Source organism: Oleiphilus sp. HI0125 (assembly GCF_001635355.1).
The window spans coordinates 1-1,202 of the sequence record NZ_LWGF01000921.1 but is presented as its reverse complement, the minus strand read 5'-3'; the positions used below and the strand labels follow the sequence as shown (position 1 = coordinate 1,202).

2 protein-coding genes are annotated in these 1,202 nt (G+C 48.8%); both read right to left on the bottom strand.

Translation table 11 applies throughout. The annotated features are described in order from the left end of the window. Positions 1-1,040, bottom strand: a 1,040-nt coding sequence (locus A3762_RS15925; RefSeq protein ID WP_068756585.1) for an NAD(P)(+) transhydrogenase (Re/Si-specific) subunit beta, incomplete at its 3' end; no start/stop codon positions are given. A 2-nt stretch (positions 1,041-1,042) separates the two neighbouring features. Beyond that, positions 1,043-1,198 carry a proton-translocating transhydrogenase family protein gene (locus tag A3762_RS15920; protein WP_082869187.1) on the bottom strand — a complete coding sequence of 52 codons (156 nt, stop codon included), beginning with the start codon at positions 1,196-1,198 and terminating at the stop codon, positions 1,043-1,045. Positions 1,199-1,202 lie beyond the last annotated feature (4 nt).

Sequence of the window (1,202 nt, the reverse complement as noted above, 5' to 3'; positions counted from 1 at the left end):
ACAGGGTGTATCGCATAGCTGACTTTAGCTCCACGTGCTTCAAGCTGATTAGCAAGCTCTTTCACTGCGTGTTGCGCTTGGGCAACCGCAAGTCCATAGCCTGGAACCATCACAACGCTGCGCGCACCGTCTAAGAGTAGTGCAAGGTCATCTGGCGTTGCGTATTTCACTTTGCCGTCATAAAACTCGCTGTCGTTTGACTTCGACTGCGTATCAGCCTGCGGCCCAAATGCACCACCAAAGAGAACGTTTGGTAGTGAACGGTTCATGGCTTTACACATTACTGCAGTCAGGATAAGACCAGACGCGCCAACTAGAGAACCAGTGATGATCAAGCCTTGGTTTTCCAACACGAAACCGGTCGCTGCGCCAGCAAGACCTGAGTAGGCGTTAAGTAGCGCAACAACAACTGGCATATCGGCACCACCAATTGGTTGTACTAGACCGACACCTAGTAACAAGCAGAGGCCGACAATAGCGAGTAGTACAAGGCTAGACAGTTGGCCTTCACCAAACATCATGCTTGCGCATGCAAGAATACCCACGAGGCTCGCTACTGTAATAAGCTGCCATTGTCTTGCGCGCTTACTGTCACCGATAGTTCCTTTTAGCTTAAGAACGGCGACCACTGATCCTGATAGCGTTATTGCACCGATGACGATCGAAGCAAGAATGGCTGCTGACCATACGCCGGTTACCACTGAATTTGCTGCGATTGCAGTTAACCATGTGCTACCAGCAACTGCTAGAGATGCCCCGCCGCCAACGCCATTAAGGCTTGCTACAAGCTCTGGCATAGACGTCATTGCTGTGCGTTTTGCCAGCAATGCACCAATTGAACCGCCGAGTAAAATACCAGCAATGATCGTAGTGAAACCAATGATGTCGTGGTGAAGAAGTGCTGCGGTTACTGCGATCAACATGCCGATAGCTGAGAGCTGATTTCCGCGTACAGCCGTTTTAGGTTTGGTCATGCCTTTTATGCCGAGGATAAAAAACACAGCCGCTGTTAAGTAAGAAAGATTGACTAAAGCAAACATCGTTAACCCTTTTGCTTAAACATGTTGAGCATACGATCTGTCACCATGAAGCCTGCAACGATGTTGATGCTTGCGAGAGTAACAGCAATAAAACCAAGAACACTTGCAACAGTTGGAGACAAGTGATTTGTACCAGCACTAACAATTGCACCGACGATAACG